The sequence below is a fragment of the Streptomyces sp. NBC_01255 genome, assembly GCF_036226445.1.
In the GTDB taxonomy this organism is placed as follows: Bacteria; Actinomycetota; Actinomycetes; order Streptomycetales; family Streptomycetaceae; genus Streptomyces.
Genome location: NZ_CP108474.1, coordinates 331,698 through 352,500 on the forward strand (window position 1 = coordinate 331,698; position 20,803 = coordinate 352,500).

The 20,803-nt window shown below is 69.5% G+C and carries 18 protein-coding genes and 1 pseudogene; 6 read left to right on the forward strand and 13 right to left on the reverse strand.

All coding sequences use genetic code 11. The annotated features are described in order from the left end of the window. Positions 1 to 188 precede the first annotated feature (188 nt). The 4 genes from OG357_RS01435 to OG357_RS01450 form a co-directional block, all read right to left on the reverse strand. Entirely contained in the window at positions 189 to 1,031 is an 843-nt protein-coding gene (locus tag OG357_RS01435) for an NAD(P)H-binding protein (protein ID WP_329619334.1), read from the reverse strand. A 17-nt stretch (positions 1,032 to 1,048) separates the two neighbouring features. Then, positions 1,049 to 1,981, reverse strand: coding sequence for a ScbA/BarX family gamma-butyrolactone biosynthesis protein (locus OG357_RS01440; RefSeq protein ID WP_329619335.1), 933 nt, complete (start codon positions 1,979 to 1,981; stop codon positions 1,049 to 1,051). 259 nt (positions 1,982 to 2,240) lie between these two features. Further along, positions 2,241 to 3,716 carry an FAD-dependent monooxygenase gene (locus OG357_RS01445; RefSeq protein ID WP_329619336.1) on the reverse strand — a complete coding sequence of 492 codons (1,476 nt, stop codon included), beginning with the start codon at positions 3,714 to 3,716 and terminating at the stop codon, positions 2,241 to 2,243. A gap of 1,478 nt (positions 3,717 to 5,194) precedes the next feature. Next, entirely contained in the window at positions 5,195 to 5,539 is a 345-nt protein-coding gene (locus OG357_RS01450) for a hypothetical protein (RefSeq protein ID WP_329619337.1), read from the reverse strand. A 598-nt stretch (positions 5,540 to 6,137) separates the two neighbouring features. On the opposite strand from OG357_RS01450, the gene OG357_RS01455 reads away from it, so the two are divergent. Continuing rightward, a complete protein-coding gene (locus OG357_RS01455; RefSeq protein ID WP_329619338.1) occupies positions 6,138 to 7,241 on the forward strand; it encodes a hypothetical protein in 1,104 nt (367 codons plus the stop codon). A 332-nt stretch (positions 7,242 to 7,573) separates the two neighbouring features. Here OG357_RS01455 and OG357_RS01460 read toward each other — a convergent pair whose 3' ends face one another. From OG357_RS01460 to OG357_RS01490, 7 genes and pseudogenes are all read right to left on the reverse strand, one after another. Continuing rightward, positions 7,574 to 7,933 (reverse strand): nuclear transport factor 2 family protein, encoded by a 360-nt coding sequence (locus OG357_RS01460; RefSeq protein WP_329619339.1) that lies wholly within the window; start codon positions 7,931 to 7,933, stop codon positions 7,574 to 7,576. Positions 7,934 to 8,243: 310 nt separating this feature from the next. Continuing rightward, positions 8,244 to 8,585, reverse strand: a pseudogene (locus tag OG357_RS01465) (NAD(P)H-binding protein); the annotation flags it as partial. Next, on the reverse strand, positions 8,486 to 8,839 hold the full coding sequence (locus OG357_RS01470) for an NAD(P)H-binding protein (RefSeq protein WP_329619340.1): 354 nt from the start codon (positions 8,837 to 8,839) through the stop codon (positions 8,486 to 8,488). The pseudogene OG357_RS01465 and the gene OG357_RS01470, both read right to left, overlap by 100 nt. A 504-nt stretch (positions 8,840 to 9,343) precedes the next feature. Further along, positions 9,344 to 9,520, reverse strand: coding sequence for a DUF2255 family protein (locus OG357_RS01475; protein WP_329625458.1), 177 nt, complete (start codon positions 9,518 to 9,520; stop codon positions 9,344 to 9,346). 175 nt (positions 9,521 to 9,695) lie between these two features. Continuing rightward, the gene (locus OG357_RS01480; RefSeq protein WP_329619341.1) at positions 9,696 to 10,100 is read right to left on the reverse strand and encodes a hypothetical protein; all 405 of its coding nucleotides are present in this window, start codon (positions 10,098 to 10,100) and stop codon (positions 9,696 to 9,698) included. Positions 10,101 to 10,468: 368 nt separating this feature from the next. Next, positions 10,469 to 11,794: an MFS transporter gene (locus OG357_RS01485; RefSeq protein ID WP_329619342.1), complete on the reverse strand. Its 1,326-nt coding sequence runs from the start codon at positions 11,792 to 11,794 to the stop codon at positions 10,469 to 10,471. Further along, the gene (locus OG357_RS01490) at positions 11,791 to 13,029 is read right to left on the reverse strand and encodes an aminotransferase class V-fold PLP-dependent enzyme (protein WP_329619343.1); all 1,239 of its coding nucleotides are present in this window, start codon (positions 13,027 to 13,029) and stop codon (positions 11,791 to 11,793) included. The genes OG357_RS01485 and OG357_RS01490 overlap by 4 nt, the downstream gene beginning before the upstream one ends. On the opposite strand from OG357_RS01490, the gene OG357_RS01495 reads away from it, so the two are divergent. The 3 genes from OG357_RS01495 (at position 13,028) to OG357_RS01505 (ending at position 16,655) form a co-directional block, all read left to right on the forward strand. After that, the gene (locus OG357_RS01495) at positions 13,028 to 14,449 is read left to right on the forward strand and encodes an aminotransferase-like domain-containing protein (RefSeq protein ID WP_329619344.1); all 1,422 of its coding nucleotides are present in this window, start codon (positions 13,028 to 13,030) and stop codon (positions 14,447 to 14,449) included. The two genes, OG357_RS01490 and OG357_RS01495, sit on opposite strands and share 2 nt — an antisense overlap. A 922-nt stretch (positions 14,450 to 15,371) precedes the next feature. Further along, positions 15,372 to 15,545, forward strand: a complete 174-nt coding sequence (locus tag OG357_RS01500) for a tetratricopeptide repeat protein (RefSeq protein ID WP_329619345.1) — start codon at positions 15,372 to 15,374, stop codon at positions 15,543 to 15,545. A gap of 309 nt (positions 15,546 to 15,854) precedes the next feature. Continuing rightward, complete coding sequence (locus OG357_RS01505) at positions 15,855 to 16,655, forward strand: VOC family protein (protein ID WP_329619346.1); 801 nt, start codon at positions 15,855 to 15,857, stop codon at positions 16,653 to 16,655. 593 nt (positions 16,656 to 17,248) lie between these two features. Here OG357_RS01505 and OG357_RS01510 read toward each other — a convergent pair. Continuing rightward, positions 17,249 to 18,748, reverse strand: a complete 1,500-nt coding sequence (locus OG357_RS01510; RefSeq protein WP_329619347.1) for a DHA2 family efflux MFS transporter permease subunit — start codon at positions 18,746 to 18,748, stop codon at positions 17,249 to 17,251. Between the two features lie 742 nt (positions 18,749 to 19,490). Here OG357_RS01510 and OG357_RS01515 point away from each other — a divergent pair. Further along, the gene (locus OG357_RS01515) at positions 19,491 to 19,856 is read left to right on the forward strand and encodes a hypothetical protein (RefSeq protein ID WP_329619348.1); all 366 of its coding nucleotides are present in this window, start codon (positions 19,491 to 19,493) and stop codon (positions 19,854 to 19,856) included. 98 nt (positions 19,857 to 19,954) lie between these two features. Continuing rightward, complete coding sequence (locus OG357_RS01520; protein WP_329625832.1) at positions 19,955 to 20,161, forward strand: hypothetical protein; 207 nt, start codon at positions 19,955 to 19,957, stop codon at positions 20,159 to 20,161. A gap of 308 nt (positions 20,162 to 20,469) precedes the next feature. On the opposite strand, the gene OG357_RS01525 is transcribed toward OG357_RS01520, so the two are convergent. Beyond that, positions 20,470 to 20,733, reverse strand: coding sequence for a hypothetical protein (locus OG357_RS01525; RefSeq protein ID WP_329619349.1), 264 nt, complete (start codon positions 20,731 to 20,733; stop codon positions 20,470 to 20,472). Positions 20,734 to 20,803: the final 70 nt, after the last annotated feature.

Below are 20,803 nucleotides of genomic sequence, written 5' to 3' on the forward strand. Positions count from 1 at the left end.
TATGAAGAGAACCCTCTTCGCCGCCCTCAAGGTCGCAAGTAGTAGGGCATCGGTTGGCCACCTGGTGGAGCGGTGGTTCGCCGAGCTGCCCCGGAAGAGCTCAAGCGCGGCGTCCACCGCTCCGTCCAAGTCCTCGAACGCAACGCCTATAAGAGTACGGGGCCTGCCCTCCGCCGGCCGGCGGACGGTCAGGCGAACGCCTGCGCGTGGTCCGCCGCCCAGGTGTCGAAGGCCCGTGCGGGTCGTCCCAGTATCGCGGGCACCGCTGAGTCCACCCGTGCCTTCGCACCGGCCTGCTGGCGTCCGGCGCTGCGCAGCAGCGCTTCGGTGATCGCCTCGGGATAGCGGTCCAGCAGTGCGGAACGGGCCCGCTCCGGCCCGAACTCCTCGAAGCGCAGTGGTCGCCCCAGCACCTTCGAGAGCACGGCGGTCTGTTCGAGCGCGGTTACCGCCTCCGGACCGGAAAGCGCGTGCACGCGGCCTTCCTGCCCGTCCTGTGTCAGAGCGTGCACCGCTACCTCGGCGACGTCGCGCGGGTCCACACAGGCGTTGGCCGACTCCCCGTAGAGCGCGCGCACGACGCCCTCGGAGCGGACGGCCGGTGCCCACGACAGCGTGTTGGACATGAAGGACCGGGGGCGCAGCAAGGTCCACGCCAGTCCCGATTCCCGCACGGCCCGCTCGTTCTCGCGCTGCCAGCGGGTGATGAGGTCGTCCGCCTCCGGATCCTCCACGGCGGCCGCGGAGAGTTTGACCAGGTGCCGTACGCCGCAGGCCCGGGCCACGTCGATGAACCGCGCGTCGTCCTCCTCCGCCACCCGGTTGGTGACCAGGAAGGCGGCGTGGACTCCCGTCAACGCCCGGTGGAGGCTTTCGGGGTCAGTGAAGCTGCCGCGGACCACGGTGACGGCGGGCCCTTGGGCGGTGACGAGTTCGGGCCGCCTCGTGAGGATGCGCAGCGGGCGGTCGGGGGCCAGCAGGCGGGCGACCTCCCGCCCCACCGTGCCGGTTGCTCCGGTGACAAGGATCATGTCTGCGTTACCGTCCGTCAGCAGATGGGAAGGGCTGAGGAGAGCTCGGCGAGGAACACCGCGCCGTCGTCCTGGCTCCCCGTGATGGTGATGCCGGTCGTTCCGGCGCGCGATGTGGGCAGGGCGTGGGCCCGTATCCAGCAGGGGGTACCGAACTCCGCGTAGCGCTGGAAGCTTATGCGTCCCGAGGAGGGGACGAATGGCTGGGACGGCGCCGCCAGTTCGGCCGCCTGCCTGGCTGCTTCCAGGAGCAGCATCCCGGGCACGTGGTCCTTCTCGCCCTGGAACAGGACCGGGTGCCTGGTGTCGACCCGCAGCTGCCACACCTGGTCCTGCGGGGTGGGCGAGAGCAGGACGTCCTCCGGGCGTGACCGGCCGACGAGCGAGGCCGTCACCGGAGGTGTCCGCGGGACCTCGAATCCCGGGACGGCACGGTCGCCCCGTATCCGCCGGTAGGCCTCCGGGCCGACGATCCGCCCCAGGATGGCGCCCGTGGACACGACCGACCCCGCGCGGCGCACGACCATGTCGACCTTGATCTGGGAGACGTGCCCACGGGCCTGCTTCACATCGGAGCCGACCACCTGCACCTCCACCTCTCCGGGCCCGTCGTCGATGGCGAGCCGGTTCATGCGGCAGGTGAACTGCAGCTCCGACAGGAGGAAGTGGTGTCCTATGGGAACGCCGTACCCGGCGTGCAGCACGAGCAGGGTGGCCTGGCGCATGGTCTCGGTGACGAGCAGCGGATCGTAGCGGTGCCCGTGTACTGGTATGAAGTAAGGGTGTCCACCGGGCCAGTGGGCGATGACCGAGTAGTGGTCGTCCCGCGTCCGCGTCCAGCTGACCGGGAAGGCGTCGGCCTCCCTGGCGCGATGCAGCTGAGCCAGTGACGCGGGAAATGACCCGCTGGGCGACCGGAGGCTTCCCTCATCGATCGTCGTCGTGTTCATGAAATCCCCCGTGGTTTCCGGCGGCGGCGACAGTCGAGCCGCGCCCGAAACAAGATCCAATCAGAGGGATGATCCTACGTCGATCAAGTTATGGCTCAACGAAGAGATCCAGGTCACGGGCGCGAAGGCGGCGGCGTGGCGAGGCAGGATCGGGCGACCCGAACACGGCGGAAGACCGTGGAGGCCGCCCGGTCGAGCACCGATTCCGCCGCGCCCCGACCGGGGCTCGATCCGCAGGCGGGCCGCCGCCCGCCGCCGCCTACCGGGGCTCGCCGAACCACAGGCGCAGCGCGTCGGTGAGGTCACCCGCGTCCGGTGCCCAGGCGATATGGCCGTCAGGACGCACCAGCACCGCGTCGCACGGGAGGGCGGCATTCGGTGAGGCGGCGACGATGTTCAGCACATGGGCCCAGCCCCGGGCCGACTCGCCGTACGCCGCAGCCTGCTCGCCGGACAGGAGAAGCAGAGACCGACTGTCGGGCAGCAGCCCCGTGACGTCCTGCGGCTCCGCGCCGTCCCTCACCACGACGTTCTCCAGGAACCACCCCTCCCACCGGGAGGCGAAGCCCGAGCGAGCCGGGTACACCGTATCCTGCGCGCTGATCAAGTCGCCCACGTGCCGACAGGTCTGCTCCAGCGTCAGCAGCTCGGCGACCATCGCGCGGAGCGGGTCGAGTTCGGGGGCGGGACGCATCAGGGTCAGCTGGACGCGAGTGTTGTCGATGACCCGCTGCGCGGCCGGCCTGCGCTCGTCGTCGTACGTGTCGAGCAGCCCCTTGCCCGCCGTTCCGCGCACGGCGTGGGCGAGCTTCCAGCCCAGGTTGAGCGCGTCGACCAGTCCGGTGCTCAACCCCTGCCCCCCGATCGGGAAGTGCACGTGCGCGGCGTCCCCCGCCAGGAACACGCGGTCCTTGCGGTAGTGGCGCACCAGCCGGGTGAAGTCGCTGAACCGCGTCACGGAGAGCGCATCCTCCATCGGGATGTCGTATCCGGCGATCCGGGATGCCTCGTCCTGCAGTTCCTGCACAGTCGCCCGTGTGCGCCGGTGGGGATGGGGCCCGTCGCAGTCGAGCGTGCGTATGAGGGTGTGCCCGTCGGGAACAGGCTTCGCGACGACCCAGCCCCGCTCGGTACGGCACCAGCCCCGCGGCGCTTTGTCGGGCTCGATCAGCCGGACCAGGCCCATCATCGCCGAGACCGTCGCGGGGTGGGTGTCCTCGGTGAAGCCGGCCTCCCGGCGTATGGTGCTGCGCGCGCCGTCGGCCCCGACCAGGAAGCCGGCGCTGTACGTGTGCTCGCCCCCGGGTCCTTCGGCCACTACTTCGACCCCGTCGGGCCCCTGGCTCAGCGCGGTCACCCGGTGGTCGCGCAACACGGTCACTCCGCGATCCCGGGCCCGTTCCTCGAACTCCCGCTCCAGATCGGCCTGTGCGCGCTTGAGGACGGGCTCCGGCTCGGCCGCGGGAACCGTGATCGTCAGCCCGGGCATTCCGGCAAAGTGGAACTGCTCAGTCACTGGAGCATCCGAGAACCGCGGCAGCCCGAGGTAGCCCCGCCGGGCCAGCGCCTGCACGGCCCTGGCGTGGACGGTCCCGGCCTTGGGCTCACCGGATGTCGCACTCTTCTCCTCCAGCACCACGACATCGATCCCGTACGCCCCCAGCTCGGCAGCGATCAGCATGCCGACCGGCCCGCCTCCGACGACGACTATCTCGGTGTGCGTAGTGGTGCGCATGGCAGGTTCGCTCCTCCGCCGGTCGATGTGTACAGCGGTTGCGGGCCGTTTCCTCGTGGTTCGGGCCGATCCGCCGGGCCTTCTCCGGGACTCCCGTTCAGCCGTCATGATCGAATCTAGTGCAACAGTACGGCTGCGTGTGGTGCTCACGTCCATGCGTCACCCGGGGGGTACGGGCGGCCCGGCTCGGTGAACTCCGAGGCCGGCCTGAAGCGGACCTCCCGCGACACCCTTCAGAGCCTGATCCGAAAGACAGACCTTCGACATCGTCTTCACGGTCTCGATCGGGTATGCGCCGACCGAGGACTCTGTCGACAGAACGATCGCGTCCGCGCCGGACTTACCAGGACAGGGGTCCCGAAGCCGAGCTGTCCCGCGAGGGCCGGCTGCCTGCAGGTGGCCCTCGCGGGCAAATTCGTCGTGGGGGAAGGCGAAGCAGGAATGGCAGGACTGCTCGGGCTGCTGGCGCGCAACGGGACTCGGGTCGCTCCTAAGGGCGCGCTCGTCAAGGACTTGTCCGGCCGATCAGCGAGGCCGCCGCTCCTCAGCAGCGTGGTCGCCTCCGCTGACCGGCAAGGGACCACAAGCCCAGGCATGATGGGAAAGAGACAGAGTCTCCCGACCTCCCCGCTGAGCCGGCCGACCGAGGAGTGCAACTCCAGATCGAGAACTGCCGCGGCATGCGCTCGTGCAAACCCATGTGGCATGCGCTGCACCAGTTCCTCGGCCTCTCGCCACCGTCCCGTCATCGCGGCGACCAAGGCGGCCTGCATGCCCATGCGGGGGTCTTCTGCCTCATGCGGTTCGGCTTCCCCTTCCGGCGCCGGTCGGGCCGGCTTCCACGCCAGGGCCAAGTCCTCGCTCACCACGGCCGCCTGTACGGCCAGCACGGCCGCTTCGGTGCTGTCGCCCGACCAGCTCCGGCGGCTGTTCCTGGCGCGGAGGGCCACGGCCAGGGCCTCCTGGCCGGCACCGAGCCTGTTCGTGGTCCGGCTGTTGCGGGCGTGTTCCAAGAGCGTGGCGACCAGGGTCATTCCGATACCGCTGGAGGACTCGGCGGCCCCCCGCAGTACGGCCAGTGCATCCTCCGATCGCTGAAAGTTGAGCAGCGCCTTGGCCTCGAAGAGGGTCTTGATGGCCGCTGCTCGCGCATCGCGCGGTTCCCACCGCCTGAGATCCACCAAGCCCTGCTCCCACGAGCCGTCGAGAAAACCACGGAACGCTGCCAGGAGAGAGGACGAGCCTCCGGGTCCGTGTGTATCGAGGTAACGGCGCGCGCCCTCGTCCGTGCCATCCTCCTCCTGAAGCGCCGCCAGCATCGTGTAGTAGTCCCGGGGGTGCGAGCCACCGACACCGGCACCTGCATCGACAGCGCCGCCTACCGCGGCGGCCCGATCCTCCACGTGGCCAGCCCACCGTGCGAGGCATGCGTCCGGCACGGTACGAGTGGAGGAACGATGGCTGGGCGGAGGCTGCCCTCAACGTTGCCCAAGATACTGGACCTTGAGTTCGAGAAAGTCGCTCAGCACACCGTTGTTCGGCGACTCCACCAGTGCGATTGCACCCTTGCCCGACTCAAAGCAGAACCGCATCCCCGCCTCCAACTCGTCGACGATGAGCGCAGTGATGAAGCGGGTGACCGACTTGCATGTGGCGAGGGTGCCCGGCTCCTCTGGCTTGAGCGCAATGATCCGGGAATTGTTGTCCGCCAACACATCATCGTGCTCACGGTAGAAGTCCAGCGCCTTCGAGTAGCGTTCGAGAGTAGGGTCCGGTCCTCGCAGACGGAATCCGTAGTCCTCGCCGGGAGGGAACGTGAGCACCGTTCCCTTGAGCTCGGTGGGGGTTGAGGAAGCTGGCGACGAGCTACTCGGACTCGCCGAGGGCGACTGCGTCGTCGGTGTCGCCGTCGGCGCGACCGTCGGGGTCGCGGATGGCGTGGGGGTCACGGTGACGTACACCGTCTCCGTGCGTGCCGTGGGCGACTTGACGAGCGCGGGTAGGCCAAGGAAGCCGAGCGCTACACCGGCCACTGCGGCAACGGCGGAGATCAGAGCCGCCCAGTCACTTAATCGCACATTCGACCGCCGAGGAGGTTCCGACGTTCCACCCGTCGGCGCCGCCGGCGGCTGCTGTGGCGGCGCCGGTGTCGTGGGCGGATCCGGCGGCCCTGCCGACGTTCCTGATCCGGTGTCTCTGTCCTGCGGGCTGCTGCTCATGCGTCTCTCGGCCTCCACTGGTGGATGCTCCACGTAGTCGCGTAGGAAGGTTCATACAGCCCGACGAACGGCGGGGCCAAGCGGTTTCATGCGGGTGCCGGATCGTGGAAGCATGGCCGACGTTCCGGAGCCCGGTGGGTGCCGACGTTGCCCCAACCCGTTCCCCGACCACTACACGCAGGCCCGTCGTCTGATCTCAGGCATGAAGGAACTGGCCACGCTGGCCGGCCGGCTCGACTCCGGGTATGACCTGGAGGCGTATTGCGACGTCCTCACCTTCGGGATGTTCGGACCGGGAGGGCGCAATGCGGGGGACATCCACCGCCTCATTCGGAAGCCGCACTCGGCACTGGGCGCAGCTCGTGATCGGGTGGCGGAACGCCATGCCGCCGCCTACCGCGGTGGGAAGGCCCAGGAAGAGCTGCTCCTGATCGGGGCGGCGGCACTCCTCGACCCCGACTTCCGACGCCGTCGGCCCGGGAAGTTCCGGCTCCCCTGGCAGCAGACCTGGGAAGTGATCTGCGAGGAAGCCCTGGGCGCACAGGAGGGGAAGGACTCCCTCTCGGGCACGGCACGTTACAACTACCGGTCCGGCTTCGACCGGTGGTGCGAGAGGTGGCTCGATGCCCTGATGCGTCTCACTCCTGCCGAGCAGAACAACCACGCCTCTCCGGTAGCGGCACAATGGGCGCGTGCATACGACGCCCTGGAGCGGGCGATCAAGCGCGATCTGCAGGATGAACCGTGGGTGGTCAGGCTGGCCGATCGACTGCACCACGCGGGGCGTGGGCTGGTCACCGGCATCGCTGCTTCCATGGCCGAGCCGGTGGTCGTGGCCTACGGCGGACGCGAGGTGATCGACCTGCCGTGGCCTGCCCAGTACCTGCTCTGGACCCGATATCCAGCCGGCGTCCGCCAAGCCGGCCCCAGCCGACACCGCCTGACGGCAGTCCCCCGGCTCTTCACCGCCCTCGACGGTCTCTCGCGCCGCTCCCTACGAGTGATCGGCGACACCGAGTGGCCCGACTCACCCGCCGTGTACCAAGAAGCCATCGACCAGGTCTCCAAGGCCGCGCTCTCGCCCGACGCCCACTGCTGGTGGAACACCCCAGCAGCTGGGCGGCTCCCACACCTTCTGTCCATGGCACGCGCAGACGCCGCATCCGCGCAACAGCAGGCACAGCGCGCCCAGGCACCCTGGGCGGTAAGACGACCACACGTTCGGGCCCAGCTGGCGAAACACCAGGAACGTGCAGGACATGGATCACTCCCAGAACTTCCCATCCCACGCCATCTCTCCGCCTGACACCACCAGGATCAAGATCCGGGCCAGTTCCGGTCCAACCCCTGCCGAGGAGGCACACCACCTGCCGTCTCCGCTGGTCAACGTGGGTTCGACATCTGTACCACCAGCACACGAAGAACCTGCTGGTCAGCTACTCGCCGAAGAAACTCGGCTTCTTCTGAGCGTCTTGGGCGAGACGTACCAGGAGGCGCTTGGGCAGCCGAGATCGCGAGCCATGGGGCGGTGTGCAGCAGACGGCACGTCCCTGCAGCCAGTTGCAGTACGGGGGCGGCCGCCTTGGGGCTCCCATGGCCCCTTGGCCAAGGCGGGTCACCATGTCGTGGCGACCGTTCTCAGGGGATCCACGTGTCGCCGCGGCGGCCGTAGTCGGTGGTCAGGAGCAACCGCCAGTCGGCCCGGCTTCCGTACACCGTCGCGTCGGTCATGGTCCGGACGGTCACACGCGCCGTGCCGCCGTCGAGGTCGAGCGCCGTGTCCACCTCGTCGATGGAGTGGTAGACGAACTGCCCGGCCTTCATCTCGGCCAGCCACTCTGCCTCGGGCTGCACGTATCCCGTCATGTGGGTGAGGGTGAAGGCCTCGTCGAGCAGGTCGTCGAGTGACTGTGTGTCTCCTTCGACCATGGCGTCCAGGTAGACGTGGTGGGCCTGGAGAATGTCCTCCCGGTCCGTCTGACTGGGGGTGGGGGGCACGCTGACTCCTTGTTGCGTGGCGGGCGTTGCGCGGGGGCCCGGACTGTCGCCAGGCTGCGGCGCGTGCCCGGACGGCGTCGAGGTCGTCGCGGACCCGCTGCGGCTCGGCGTCGAGCGGCATGTTCGCCTCGTCCCGTACCGCGTCCAGGGAGCCAGGCGGGTCCTGGTCCAGCGCCGCGAACAACGGCCCCAAGTCGCTTGGTGCGTCTTCCTGTTCGGCCACCAGCTCGAAGGTGTGACCGGCCGCCTCGGGAGCGGTGAGCGCCGCCACCAGGACCCGTGCGATGTCGGCGCGCGCGATAATTCCGTCGGCGGGGCCACCGGAGCGGCGGCGGTCGCCCTGGAGGAACACCAGGCGCTGCTCGTCAGGTCCGTTCATGTCGAACCAGCCCGGTCGCACGATGGTGTACGTGAGACCACTGGACCGCACAAGACGCTCCGAGCGGCGCTTCCACTCCAGCAGATGGCCGTAGCTGCTGCTGCGGGTAGTGGCCCCGATGGAGGTCTTCAGCGCCAGGCGGGGCCGCGCGCCGTCCAGGGAGGCCAGGGCGGTCAGGACGTTGTGTACGCCTGCGTAGTCCACCGTCTCCGGCGAGGAAGCGCCGGTGCCGAAGGAGCCGAGGGTGAGCACGATGGCGTCGGCGCCGGCCACCGCCGCGGGCAGGGTCTCGGGCCGGGTGATATCGCCGACGACAAGCTCGGCGTCGGCGGGGAACAGCTGGCCCCCTTCGCGCTGTCCCGCACCAGGGCCCGGACGGCGTGTCCGCGGGCGACCGCCTCGGCCACCACGAGCCGTCCGATGCTGCCGGTGGCGCCGACACCAGCACGGTCAGGGGCGGCGCTGCCATGTTCGTTTCCTCCTCGCCAGGGCACGGGTGGGATGAGCGCCCATGCCGTCAGTCTCACTCGGTCATCGCGATCGCGCGCTGTGCGTCAAGCCCCCTGCGGGTGGTGTTGCCGCAGGTCACTCCCGTAAGAGGTCGGCTCTCGGCGCCCTCGTACAGCGTCCACGGGGGGGGCCGGTCATGCCTGCTTCGGCTTCGCGAAGGTCGCGCCGTCGATCACGAACCGGTAGCGGACGTCGGAGGAACATCGACGTCTTCAGCTTCGATGGGCCCTGGTCATGCACAGCCGCTTCGGCGTGTTCACCTTCATCGCGCCCTACCTGGAGCGGCTGGGCGTGGGATCGTCCGTGGTCGGCGTGGCCCTGACTGTACTCGGCGGTGCCGGCATCGTCGGAGTGAAACTGATCGGGCGCCTGGGACAGCGTTCCCTGATGGCGGGCATGGTGACCGCACCCGCGATGATCATCCTTGCGCTCGCTGCGCTGCTGGTCGCTCCGAACTCCCTCCCGGTCATGTTCCTGATCTTCATCGTGTGGGGCATGGGCTTCTCCGCCACCGTCCTGCTCTACCAGCAGACACCACCGGCCTCCACATGGCCCTCGCGGCAAGCACGGGTGCCATGGAACCAGTCGGAGCCGGGGCCGTTCACGGAACGGACGTAGATGTCGTCGGCTACGCGCACGACCCAGATCGCGCGCGGGCTGCTCAGCCCGCCGTCCCGGCGTGGTGACGCGATCTCCAGCTCCTCGGCGGCTCCGACGCGGTCGAGCTCGTCGGCGGTCCGGGTGGTGGTCGTGGTTCATCTCCTCGTGCGTCGTACGACTACTCCTGCAGGGCGGGTTTGAGCAGGACGGCGGAGATCTGTCCGGTCGACCGGCAAGTTTTTGAAGAGGATGGCGGGCCGGTGTCGGGGGGCGTCAGCCGTGCTTCCGCAGAGCCCGGGAGAGGCGTTCGCCGAGCGTGCGGTCTATGCCCGATGGGGAGTCGATGCCCAGGGTGGCCGCCAGGTCGCGGACGTGCAGGTCGGCCAAGGCCTCGGTGAGTTCGGCGAACGCGTCCGCGGCGGCCCGGCCGCGACGGAGGCCCGCGGCGACGGCGGTGATCCCGACCAGGGCGGCCGGCCACCACCACACGCCCATCACCAGATACCCCGCGCCCCAGGCGCACAGGCGCGCCGCCGCGCCGAACCGCACGCGAGCGGCGTGCAGTTCGGCGCGGGTTCCGTCGGCGGCGAGGAGCCATAGGTGGGGCCAGGCGGCCGCCAGGTCCAGGCGGTATATGCCCCAGAGCCGTTGCCCGGGTGCGGCAAACCGGTCGCCCACGCCGAAGGGGTGGCGTGGCGCGGCAGCCGCGATACGGTCACGGTCGGCGAAGTGGCCCTCCGCGAGGCCGGCGAGCCTGTCGGCGTCATCCGCCCCGGCGATACGGGCCCGGCCCGCCGTGACCAGCGCGGCGCGGAACGCGGCGTCGGCGGCGCGCCATCGGCGCAGCCGGCGGTCGGCGAGGCGCCGCAGCAGGGGCCCGCGGGGCTCGGCGCACCAGAGGAGTTACGAAGAACCTGCTGGTCAGCTACTCGCCGAAGAAGCTCGGGTTCTTCTAGGGGCATGAAAAGTGGCGCCCGAACTGGGCCACGGCACGTTGTCAAAGGGCCCCACCGTTCGCGGTGGGACCCTTCGAGACGTGCTCCATGTCAGTCGGCGGCCTGCCCGTCCGTTCCCGCCGTGACGGGTTCTTCCGGTGCCGACGGCAGGCTGCGTAGTCGGCTCACCGGGGACAGGACGAGTGCGATCAGCACGGCGGCCGAGGCGATCGCCGCCACGGTCAATGCACCCCGGGCACCGATCCGGCCGGACAGCAGGCCCGCGAACAGGCCACCGAGTGCTCCGCCGCCGAACAGCAGGGTGCGGAAGACCGCCGTCATCCGGCCCATCATCGACTGTGGGGTACTGGCCTGGCGCAGACTGACGATGACGACGCCGGCGACGCCGAGCCCGAGGTAGGTGATGAAGAAGGAGAGGACGAACATCCCCACCATCACCGGCCGGGGGCCGGCGGCCAGGACGATCAGCATCGGGCCGATGAGGAGGGCCGACTGCGCGACGAGGTAGACAAGGCCGAGCCGGAAGCGCCGGATCACCTTGCGGGAGATCGCCGCGCCGATCAGACCGCCCACGGAGGCAGTGGCGAAGATGCCGCCGAGGACCGTCGAGTCCAGCTGCAGGTCCCGTGCCCCGTACAGCAGGAACATCGTCCACACCGTGACCATGGAGAAATTGCAGCAGAACCCGATGAGCGCGAGAGACCGCAGCACCGGGTTCTTCAGGACCCAGCGCAGACCGTCCCTGAGCTCGGTCGGCACGTGTCGTCGTGCGGCCGGGAGCCGGGGTCCTGGCTCGGGGGTGCGGATGAGGAGCAGCGAGACCAGGGACACCAGATAGGAGAACGCGTTCACGATCAGCGCCACGGGTGCGGTCAGAGCGCCGATCAGGACACCGGCGAGCCCGGGTCCCGCCACGTCGGCCGCCGATGAGCTCATCCCCATCTTGGCGCCGGCTTCGACATAGTGCTGGGGGTCGCGTACGAGTGTGGGCACGTACGACATCCAGCTCACGTCGAACAGCACCGAGGCCACGCCGACGGCGCATGCGATCACCAGGAGCGAGGCCATGCTCAGCGCGTCCGTCCAGTACAGGACGGGCACGAGGGCCAACAGGATCATCCGGACAAGGTTGGCGCCGAGCATGATCCGCCGGCGCCGGGCGCGGTCCACCCACACCCCGAAGACCAGGGCGAGTCCGAGATACGGGACGAGTTGCAGGAAGCGCAGGACACCGACCTGCTCGTCGGTGGCGTCGAAGGCGAGGATCGCGGTCAGGGGTAGGGCGAGATTCGTGACCTGGGTGCCGAGGAGCGAGATGGTCTCGCCGAGCCAGAACTTGAGAAAGTCGCCGTTGCGCCAGAGGCTGTCCGGGCTGTCCGGGGCCGGTTCTACGGTGCGTGTCTGCGTGGCGGTCATCGCCGTCCCCGGCTGAGGAGGTCCGCGACCGCGTCGGCGACGTGGTCCACCTCCTCCTCGGTGTTGTAGTAGTGCGGCGACAGGCGCAGACACCATTCGATGCCCTTGTCCGCGAAGTCGAGCTGCGCGAACTCACGGAAGCTGAGTGCCGAGTTGATGGAACGGGCGTCCATGGCCGCCTTGAACGGCTCCGGCTGCCAGCCCTCCACCTCGAAGGTGACGAGCGCGGCGAGACGCCGGCCACGGTCGAGCAGGCGCACTCCGGGGATGGGTTCGAGCCGGTCGCGCAGCCGGGCCGCGAGCATCGGTGTGCGCTGCTCGATGGCCTCGATGCCGACCTCGCGGGCATAGCGCGTCGCGGCGGCGCTGCCGAGCACCGTGGCGTACGGCAACTCCCACTCCTCGAACCGGGTTGCCGTCCCGACGGGCTCGTAGCCGCCCGGCTCGGTCCAGCGGGCGCCGTGCATGTCGATGAACAGCGGCTCGTAGCCCGCGCGCAGGACGCGATCGGAGACGTACAGGAATCCGGAGCCGCGCGGCCCGCGCAGGAACTTGCGGCAAGTGGCGGTGAGGAAGTCGCAGCCGATCTCCTCCACGTCGAGGACGAACTGGCCCACCGACTGACAGGCGTCGACCAGGTAGAGCAGGTCCAGCTCACGGCAGTGGCGGCCGATCTCGGCCACGGGCGAGACCAGACCCGAGTTGGTGGGGACATGGGTGGCGGACACCAGGCGCGGGCGGTGGGTCCGCATCAGCGCGGCCATCGCCTCCACATCGACCCCGCCCTCGGGTGCGTCGGGCGCGTGGACGATGCGTACACCGAATCGCTTTCGCAGGGACAAGAAGGCGATCTGGTTGGAGACGAAGTCGTCGCGGGTGGTGAGGATGACGTCGTCGGCCTCGAACGGGATCGAGGACAGGGCGTTGGAGTAGGCGTGGGTGGCGCTGCCCGCGAAGGCGATGTTGTCGGGCGTGGTGTTGATGAGGGCGGCGATCTCCGTGTAGAACTCGCGGACTTCGGCGGCTCGGGCGGCCGACGCCTCGTAGCCGCCGATCCGCGCCTCGAGGTTCAGCTGGCCGACCATCGCGTCCAGGACCGGGGCTGCCAGCAGGCCGGAGCCCGCGTTGTTGAAGTGGATGACCTGTCGGCACCCCGGGGTGTCGGCCCGCAGAGCGGCGACGTCCAGCTGAAGTGCTTCCGAAGCGGAGCTAGTAGCGCTATTCTTCTCTGTCATGAACGACGGTAGCACTTCTGGGGAGTTGGCCGACAGTCTCCGTACGCGGCTCTCCCGGCTTTCCCCCGGCGACCGGCTGCCGAGCAGCCGGGAGCTGATCAAGGAGTACCGGGTCGGCCCCGCGACCGTGGCGCGGGCCATCGCCGCGCTGGCCGCCGAGGGCGCGGTGGTGACCCGTCCGGGCAGCGGTACGTTCGTGGCGCAGCGCACCCGACTCCACGGCGAAGCCGCCGCCACGGACACGGACTGGCAGACGGTCGCCCTCACCGACCGCGCCGTAGACACCCAACTGATCGCCGACCCGCTCGGCCCGCCGCCGGCCGGAACGATTGCGATGGACGGCGGCTACGTGCACCGCTCGCTCCAGCCCACCCGGGCCCTGAGCGCGGCGCTCGCGCGGGCAGCACGCCGTCCGGACGCCTGGGACCGCGCCCCGGCCGGCGGACTCATGGCGCTGCGCACCGTGTTCGCCCGCATCGTCGGCGGCAGCGTGGCGCCGGAGGACGTGCTGGTCACCGCAGGCGGACAGAGCGCCCTGTCGATCGCGTTCCGGGCCATCGCCGGGCCCGGCAGCCCGGTCCTGGTGGAGTCCCCCACCTATCCCCGGGCCCTGGCCGCCGCCCGCGCCGCGGGGCTGCGGCCCGTCCCGGTACCGCTCGACGCCGACGGCCTGCGGCCCGACATGCTGGCCGACGCGTTCGCGATGACCGGCGCGCGACTGCTGTACTGCCAGCCGACCTTCCAGAACCCGACCGGCACCGTCCTTGCACCCGAGCGGCGCCGCCAGATCCTCGACGTGGCGCGCGCCTCGGGCGCGTTCGTCATCGAGGATGACTTCGCACGGCACCTGGGACACGGCAGCGCCGTGCCGCGGCCGCTGGTCGCCGACGACCGCGACGGCACGGTCGTCCACGTCACCTCACTCACCAAGCCCGCCGCACCGAGCCTGCGGATCGGGGCGCTCGTGGCCCGCGGACCGGTCATGGAACGCATGCGGGCGGTGCGCCTGGTCGACGACTTCTTCGTCACGCGCCCGCTCCAGGAGGCCGCGCTCGAAGTGCTCAGCTCCCCGTCCTGGGAGCGGCACGTACGTTCTCTCGGTACGGCGCTGCGGGAGCGGTGCGCCGCGCTGGCCGCCGCGGTCACGCAGGAGATCCCCGGCGCGACCTTGGCCGGGCTGCCCACGGGCGGACTGCACTTGTGGGTTCGTCTGCCGTCAGGTGTGGACGACACGGTCCTCACCGCCGCCGCCCGGCAACGCGGCGTCGCGGTGAGCGCCGGCAGCCGCTACTTCGCCACGGAGCCGCCGGCGGCTCACCTGCGTATCGGGTTCGCCACGACGGCCGATCACGCCGAACTGACCGAGGGCACACGTCGGCTGGCAGCCGCGCTTGCGGATGTCGGCCCCGGGCAGGGGTGAGGCACACGACTCGACTACGTCGCGGAGCGCGTATCGACACCGGATCGCACTCCTGACCAGCGGTCATCCGTCTTCGGAAGCATCCAAGGCCGGGGAGAATGACCCCCCGATGGGGAACGGCCGGGGAGGATCGCCCGCATGAACGGGCAGCACGGCAGAAGGGCCGGAAAGGCGGATCGCCGCAGGTCGGACCACATATACAGCCGATTTCCGCAGGTCAGCGGATCTGGGGAGAATGCGCGGCGCTGGGGAGTGGACGCCTCCTGCCGACCCGCTCGCAGTTCTGCGGCCACCACGGGAACGGTCCCCACAGGCAAGGCTGAGAGTCGGGGGTCACCGAGGGTGCCAGGCGAAGCCCTGCCGACCGTTCCCTGGATGCTGTTGACTTCCACGCGGGGCATCACACACAGGGAGGGCCGGTTGGAACCGAGGAGTGCAGCGGCTGCGGGAATGGACTTCCCGTACACCGCACGTACGACGTGCTACATCGAGGTCCACGAAGACGGCAGCGTGACGCACGGGGCTGACCGTGCTGCCTACGAACGAGCTCTGGCCGGCAGCTCGCGGCTCTTCGCGGTCTGGCCCGGCGAGTGGTCCAGCCACTTGTTCGTGATCGACGACCTGGACGAGTACGCCAAGGCTCACGGTATCAAGCACGACGAGGAGCGGACCGGCCTCAAGGAACACGTCCACGAGGTGCGGTGGGAAGAGACCTCGTACGGGAACGACAATCCCCGCAGCCCGTATCTGAGCATCGACGTCTCGCTGGACTGCGGCTGCACGATCCACAACATCCGAACCTTCGCGGCCCAGATGAAGGCACAGAGGGGATGGGACGTCGCCACCAGCGTCGGCTGGGGCAGCAGCGGTGGACCGCTCCGGCGAGGACGAGGGGTCTGTGAACCGGCGGCACAGCTCAACCGTGTCGACCCGGGACATCCTCGCCAACGTCCTGATCGACGTGGGACGGCACGCGAAGGCTGCTGCTCTCCTCGACCGCTGCGTCCACGACTACCGGCGCGTCTACGGCCCGGGGCACCCCCGCCAGCGGGCCGCCGAGGAGAAGCTGGCCTGGCTACCGGACGACACCCGGTAGGGCAACACCGGGCGGCCCGGAGCCACAGACCGTATCGGCCCCGTTTCTCCACCCACCCGGAGATGCAGGCGCAAGGGATCTCGGCGCCGGAGACGTAGATCGCTCCTGCGTACCTGCGGGCGAGGCGTCATACCAGGTCCAGCCGGCCACACTGACCGGCGTCCCGACGCTCGACGCAGCCCCCGAGCACCTGGTGCAGGTGGCGGCGACGGCCGTCCTCGAGTGATCGCCGAGGGCACGGCCGAGAGGCGGGGGGGCGATCGCCGATGGCAGCCTGGGCCCATACGGGATCTGCGAAAGGGACTACCCATGATCACCACCGACTTCGCCCCCGGCTCCCCCTGCTGGCTCGACCTCGGTGCTCCCGACGTCCCCGCCGCCGCGGCCTTCTACGGCGCCGTGCTCGGCTGGGACTACGAGCCTATGAGCGGCGGCGGAGAGGACATGGAAGGCGGCATGTTCCGCAAGGACGGCAAGATCGTCGCCGGCCTGGGCAAGCTCACCGAGAAGGGCGCCCGCTCCGCCTGGATGATCTACTACAGCGTCGCCGACGCGGACGCCACGACCGAGGCCGTCGAACGCGCCGGCGGGACCGTGCGGGTCACACCGACGGACCTCGACGAGTGGGGACGAATGGCCCAGTACAGCGATCCGCTGGGGGGCCAGTTCGCCGTCTGGCAGCCCGGCACGAACAAGGGCGTCGACCTGGTGGACGCGCCGGGCGCGCTGTCCTGGACGGAGCTCTACACGAGCGACGCCGCGGCCGCCCGGGAGTTCTACGGCAGCGTCTTCGGCTGGCAGTACGCCGACATGGAAATGCCCGGCGGCGGAGGCACGTACACCCTCATCACCCCCGCCGGCCTGCCCCAGGAGCGCATGCAGGGCGGCCTCATGGAACTCCCCCGGGAGCATCTCGCCCTCACGGGCGGCCGCCCGTACTGGCACCCGGTCTTCGACGTCGTCGACTGCGACGCTGCGATCGCCAAGGTCACCGAGAACGGCGGCAGCATCCAGATGGGCCCGGACGACGCCGAGGACGTGGGCCGCCTCGCCGTCTGCCTCGACCCGTCCAACGCCGACTTCGTCGTCCTGACCCCGACCCCGAAGTGACCGAGGGCCGCTCGTCGTGGCCGGCGCGCGACGAGCCGCACACGGTCCCTGCCGACGGAACCGTCGGGCTGTTCGAAGCGCCGGCTTGGTCGCTCCGGCTTCCACGATGCCCGCGTACGACGCGACGTGATACATCCTCGCGCACTTGCTGCCGGTCGACCCGACCGACGACACCGTGCTCGTCCTCCCTTCCAGGAGAGCCGGCCGGTGCTCGTACTCGTTGCCGTCGCGCAGTACAGCGGCGGGCAGGCGGGAGACCCATGCCTCGGGCACGCCGGCGGCGGCCACCGCGGTGCGCGCTCCGCGTAGTGCCACGCGAACGGGTATGCGCAGCGGATGGGTGCGGTTACCGGGATCGGAGTGAGTACGCGTACTCACATGACCCGCGCTCGTACGCTCGAGGGAAGATGGCACCGCAGACAGGCCCTGGGCTCCGGGCTGAGGTTGGCCGGCGGCAGCAGGCGCCACAGCACCGGCTCTGCCGCCGGCGGACCAGGCGCTGCTGGTCGCCGTGTACTACCGGACGAACCATTGGCCGCAGTCGAACCCTGCCCTCCTCGTCGCGACAAGCACCGGACCGATCGTCCAGGGCGTCAAGTGGGTGTGTGGGCGGTTTTGTTCGTCGTGGCGCCGTCTTCGTCCTGGTCCTCCGACGCAGCAGGCTGTTGCGGAGTGGGAGGGGTGCGGACCAGCAGTGCGACCAGCACGGCCAAGGTGCCGATCACGGCGCCGACGCCGAATCCCCAGCGGATGCCCGTGGCCAGGGCGCCGGTGGCGCCGGCGCCGTCGGCTGCCGCCGTGGCGGCGTGTCCCGACATGACGCTGATGACCAGGGCGGTACCGGCGGCGGCCGCGACCTGTTGGAGCGAGCCCAGGATGGCGGAGCCGTGGGGGTAGAGGTGCGGCGGCAGTACGGACAGGCCGGAGGTGAAGACGGGGGTGAAGACGAACGCCATGCCCGCGCTCAGGGCCACGTAAAGGGCGAGCACCAGCCACGGCGAGGTCTGTTCGCCCGTGAGGGCGAACAGTGCGAGGCAAAGCGCGGTGAGTGCGGCTCCGGGTACGACCAGGCGTGGTGCGCCGAGTCGGTCGTAGAGCTTGCCGACCTGCGGTCCGAGCAGGCCCATGGTCAGGCCGCCGGGGATGAGGAGAAGCCCGGTCTGCAGTGAGGTCAGGCCGCACACCTCCTGCAGATAGATCGGCAGCAGGATGAACGCACCCATGAGGGCCATGAAGGACAGGCACATCAGGCCCAGTGCCACGGAGAAGTGACGAAACGTCAGGGCGCGGAGGTCCAGCAGCGGTGTGGACGAGCGCTGCAGTGCCAGCTGTCGCCATGCGAACAGGCCTACCAGCACGGCGCCGGCCAGGGTCGTGGCCGCCGGAGACATGGGGGCCTGGGCTGCGTTCCCGGCACCGAGCCCGCTCAGGCCGTAGACCAGGGCGCCGAAGCCCGCTGCCGCCAGGGGGACGGACAACCAGTCGATCGGGCCGGCCTGCGGCTCGCCGACGTTGACCAGTTTGCGCCGACCGAATATGGCCATGGCTCCGGCGATGGGCAGCACGGCCAAGAACAGCAGGCGCCATGTCCCCAGCTGCAGCAGCACGCCCGAGACCGCAGGGCCGAGGGCGGGCGCGACGGAGATGACGAGGGTGATGTTGCCCATGACACGGCCGCGGTCGTGCGGGGGCACGAGGGTCATCAGCGTCGTCATGAGCAGCGGCATCATGACGGCGGTGCCGCTGGCCTGGATGACGCGGGCGGCCAGCAGCACGGGGAAGGCGGGCGCGGCCGCGGCCAGAGCCGTGCCGGCGAGGAACAGTGCCATGGCCAGGCCGAAGGCGGTCCGAGTCGTCACCCGCTGGAGGAACCACCCCGTCACCGGGATGACGACGGCCATGGTGAGCATGAAGGCCGTGGACAGCCACCCTGCGGCTGCCGCGGTGACCTCGAACTCGCGCATGAGCCGCGGGATCGCGTTGACCATGATCGTCTCGTTGAGGAGGACGACGAACGTGGACAGCACGAGAATCCGCAGCACGGCGGTGACGCGGGCGGGCGAGAGGGTGGGTGTTGCGTGTGGTGCGAGCATGGCGCCTTCCGTCAGGTGAGTGCCCTCCGCACGTGGGCAGGTCACACTGGCAGACCGCGGCGCCGGGAAGAACTCATCGGTGTTGTCCGATCCTGTCGGTGTCGCCGCCCAAGCTCAAACCATTTTGCCGACCCGGAACGGCCAAGCCCAGGAAACCGCCCTGTACGTCACCCCCGGCGTGGGGGCTGCTGGTGCGGGCCTACATCTTCACCCGTCGCCGTCGGAACTGACAGGCGGTACGTCGACCGGCACACCCCCGCCGCGCAGTGACTCGGTTCGCTGCACAGCCGGTTGCCACCGCCTGGCGTGCGGCGACCGAAGAGGTGAGCATGGGGCACCGTCGCGTACGAAGTCCACGAACTCGGCCAGCAGCCTCGGGTCCGCGCCGCCGTGCCCGCCGTCCCCGGCCCGCACCTCGACCGTCAGGTCCGCGTCCGACCCGGCGTCGGAACTTCAACTCACGTGCCGTCTGGGGCCGGGAATCCGCCGTCCCCACTCTGTCTTGTCCGGTGATCCAGGACTCGACATTTGGCACAGCGACACGCACCCTACTGGTACCAGGTCAACCCCCGAAGGACTTCCGGAGCCGACCACTCCTCACAGTGGGCCGAGCACTGCACCTCGCAATTGCCTATGAGGACAAGTGCCAGTACGTGCTCCGTGTCGGCAACCTGATCACCGCCCACCATGCCGACCCGGCCATTACCTCGAAGAGGCCGTCGCCTCAGTCCCCGCCGACAAGGTGCTGGGCGGCACCCTGCACAGCCTGACCGCGCACCCGATGGGCCGGACCATGGACATGGACACCCTGCACAAGGCCAGGCAGGCCCGAAACTGGATCGCCTACGAAGGCGCCTCGATCGGCGCCATCTGCTCAGTGGACCGCGACCTCGTCATTCAGCACACCGTCAAACCGCGTGACGCCGTCACGGATCTCGCGCTCGGCGACAACATCATCTCGCACTGGTGCAACGGCCTGACTGAACCGCACGACCCGCCGCCCACGGACCGGATCAACAGCTACCCCGACGCCGTCGACACCTGGGTCCTCGGCCATCTCTGTGGCCTGCTGCCCGAGCCGGCTTCGAGCCTCGCCAGCCCGGAGTGACGGCACAGACCCTGTGGTCAGTCGTCTTCACACTCGGTCAGGTGCTCCATAAGTCGCTCCAGGATCTCCCCTGAGAGAGCCGGTGCCCGCTGCAACCAGTGATCAAGCCACTCCACTTCCGTCATCATGCCTGGTCAGCCACCTTCCATATCTACGGACTTTCATCGAACTCCGCACACAGCGCTTTCGGAGGAACTAAGCAATCCAGCATCGGTCACGAGACCCACAAGATGATGCTGGAGCACTACCAGTGGACCAAGAACTTGCTGGTCAGCTACTGGCCGAAGAAACTCGGCTTCTTCTGAGCATGCCAGTGAGGCGTACCAGGAAGCACTACATAGGGCGGCCGAGATCGCTGGCCACGAAGCTCAGCCAGGCGCCGAACCGGAAGGCACATGACGAACACTCCACCCAGTCCCCTGCCGTCCAGGTGGCGGAACGGGCCCGAGCTCAGACTGACGGTGGCCACCCACTCGGCAGCTGCGTATAGTCCATTCGGTTCTTGGGCCATATGACGCTCTATCAGGCTTCATGAGTCACAACTTCAGCGGAGCCCAAAGGGCGGCTTCAGGCCCTCGGCGTCGCCGTAAGGTCACCGACGCCCCCCAAACTGCTACAGGCGGCCTCCCTCGTCGACGCGGCCCCAGCCCTCCAGCAGCTCGGCCGCGGCGACGACGGCCGTCCACCAGCCGGTTGCCAGGTACGAGGACAGCGCCTCCAACGCGTCGGCCTGTCGACCCCGCTCACCCAGTGACCGCGCCCACGCCAGCGCGCAGTACCATTCCCCACGTCCGGCCTGCAACGTGGTCACGTTCGAGGAGCCGCTGGACCAGCTCCGGCGGGATACGGCCGGACCGCGTTCGGGTCCGGTGGTCAAGATCAGTAGCGTCCACGGCGACGCACCATAGCGCCGACGACGAGCACGGCGCGTACGACTGTGATCAGCG

What these genes read in the sequence shown, in the direction of transcription:
- OG357_RS01435 (WP_329619334.1), bottom strand. Translation starts at nt 1,031, where the DNA reads ATGATCCTTGTCACCGGAGCAACCGGCACGGTGGGGCGGGAGGTCGCC.
- OG357_RS01440 (WP_329619335.1), bottom strand. Translation starts at nt 1,981, where the DNA reads ATGAACACGACGACGATCGATGAGGGAAGCCTCCGGTCGCCCAGCGGG.
- OG357_RS01445 (WP_329619336.1), bottom strand. Translation starts at nt 3,716, where the DNA reads ATGCGCACCACTACGCACACCGAGATAGTCGTCGTCGGAGGCGGGCCG.
- OG357_RS01455 (WP_329619338.1), top strand. Translation starts at nt 6,138, where the DNA reads ATGAAGGAACTGGCCACGCTGGCCGGCCGGCTCGACTCCGGGTATGAC.
- OG357_RS01485 (WP_329619342.1), bottom strand. Translation starts at nt 11,794, where the DNA reads ATGACCGCCACGCAGACACGCACCGTAGAACCGGCCCCGGACAGCCCG.
- OG357_RS01495 (WP_329619344.1), top strand. Translation starts at nt 13,028, where the DNA reads ATGAACGACGGTAGCACTTCTGGGGAGTTGGCCGACAGTCTCCGTACG.
- OG357_RS01490 (WP_329619343.1), bottom strand. Translation starts at nt 13,029, where the DNA reads ATGACAGAGAAGAATAGCGCTACTAGCTCCGCTTCGGAAGCACTTCAG.
- OG357_RS01505 (WP_329619346.1), top strand. Translation starts at nt 15,855, where the DNA reads ATGATCACCACCGACTTCGCCCCCGGCTCCCCCTGCTGGCTCGACCTC.
- OG357_RS01510 (WP_329619347.1), bottom strand. Translation starts at nt 18,748, where the DNA reads ATGCTCGCACCACACGCAACACCCACCCTCTCGCCCGCCCGCGTCACC.